Origin of the sequence: Xenorhabdus sp. PB61.4, assembly GCF_963894935.1 — a bacterium.
GTDB lineage: Bacteria > Pseudomonadota > Gammaproteobacteria > Enterobacterales > Enterobacteriaceae > Xenorhabdus > Xenorhabdus stockiae.
Genome location: NZ_CAWQJR010000117.1, coordinates 1 through 1,880 on the forward strand (window position 1 = coordinate 1; position 1,880 = coordinate 1,880).

Below are 1,880 nucleotides of genomic sequence, written 5' to 3' on the forward strand. Positions count from 1 at the left end.
ATACAAACTAGCAGCATAGGGAATGCAGCAGTATGTAGCATAAGCTCAGGAAGAGATGGTGGTCGGCCCACCGAAGTCCGCTGTCGGGAGCTGGCTTCAAACCACCTCAAGCGGCTGCCGTAAAGAGCGGTGGTTGTGAGCGTTGAGGTCAAAGCATGAACAAAAAAAAAGTTCAGCAGGTAGGGTACAAAGAGACGAGTAAAACCGAACCTATGTGGACGCGTCGTAAAGAAGAGAAGTGACATCAAAACCGGGGGCGTTTCTATCTTCCGGGATAAATCTGTGAGTGGACTCCGAATGCTGCGCAGGTGGTGTCCGGCGTAGAGTAGGCGTGACTTTGTATCGGGCTCTTTCTGGGAACTGCGGGAACCTGTCATCACGATGTAAAGGAAGAAATACAAGTCACTGAATTGACAAGTATGAGAGTACCGAAGCGTGATACAGGGGCGGAGTGACTCGTAGTAGTGAGGAAATATTTGTAATGAATGTGGAGCGAAGGGGTCACGTCAGGCAGCCTTACCCGGTATCCAACTGTCAGGCAGGAGGAGATACGGCGGTTAAGGCAAAACCGTTTGTCATTGAGAAAAGGGATGTGTACCGTGCCTGGTTATTGGTTAAGGCCAATCAAGGTGCGGCAGGCGTGGATGGTCAGACCCTAGCGGATTTTGAATCAAACCTAAAAGGGAATTTGTATAAACTCTGGAACCGCCTGTCATCAGGTAGTTATTATCCGCCTCCGGTGAAAGGTGTCGCTATTCCCAAGAAGTCGGGAGGTGAACGCCTGCTGGGTATTCCTACGGTAGCGGATCGTGTGGCGCAAATGGTGGTCAGGCTTCATTTCGAACCGCTTGTTGAACCTCATTTTCTGCCGGATTCTTATGGCTACCGCCCGAATAAATCGGCGATTGATGCCATCCGAGTCACAAGGCAGCGATGCTGGCAGCAGGATTGGGTATTGGAGTTCGATATTAAGGGCTTGTTTGACCATATTCCCCATGATTTACTCATGAAAGCGGTGAGAAAACACACAAACAGCCCGTGGATCTGCCTGTACATCGAACGCTGGCTAACGGTACCGATGGAATGTCATGGTGAAGTGCTATTCCGAGAGAAAGGGACACCGCAAGGTGGCGTGATTAGTCCGATACTGGCAAATTTATTTCTGCACTACGTTTTCGACAAATGGATGCAGAAATATTATCCCCGGATGAAGTGGTGTCGCTATGCAGATGATGGACTGGTTCACTGCCAGAGTGAAGCGCAGGCCAGAGAAATCTGGCAAATGCTGGAACAACGTTTCAGGGAGTGTGGACTGGTACTGCATCCGGACAAAACCCGGATTGCTTACTGTAAGGACGTTGAACGAAAGGGAAAATATGAACAGACCAGTTTTGATTTTCTGGGATATACCTTCAGACCCAGGTTGGTCAAGAATCGTAAAAGAAACAGTTTGTTTGTGAGTTTTACACCGGCAGTCAGCAAAGCGGCCCAAAAGGCCATGAGATTCAAAATCCGTAAGTTGAAGATCCGAATGCGGACAGAACTGAACCTGATACAGATGGCAAACTGGCTAAACCCCATGATAAATGGCTGGTTGAACTATTATGGCCAATTTTGTCGATCGGAACTGTATAAGGTTTTCAGGCAGCTCAACAAAGCGCTGGTGCGCTGGGTTAGACGAAAGTTCAAGGCACTGAGCAGACACAAAACCCAAGCCTCAAAACTTCTTCAAAGGATCGCAAAGGAGCATAAGGGGTTGTTTGCCCATTGGCGGGCAGGAATGACAGGTGTGTTTGCCTGATGGGAGCGGTATGAGTCGAGAGGCTCACGTACCGTTCTGCGAGAGGCTGCGGGGGCAGTTCCCGCGGCCTACTCAACCG

General features: G+C 49.6%; 1 protein-coding gene. It reads left to right on the plus strand.

The genetic code is table 11. The features are described from left to right. Window positions 1-481 precede the first annotated feature (481 nt). Complete coding sequence (gene ltrA / locus AACX68_RS07050; RefSeq protein WP_228860844.1) at window positions 482-1,801, plus strand: group II intron reverse transcriptase/maturase; 1,320 nt, start codon at window positions 482-484, stop codon at window positions 1,799-1,801. Window positions 1,802-1,880 lie beyond the last annotated feature (79 nt).

What these genes read in the sequence shown, in the direction of transcription:
- ltrA (WP_228860844.1), top strand. Translation starts at nt 482, where the DNA reads ATGAATGTGGAGCGAAGGGGTCACGTCAGGCAGCCTTACCCGGTATCC.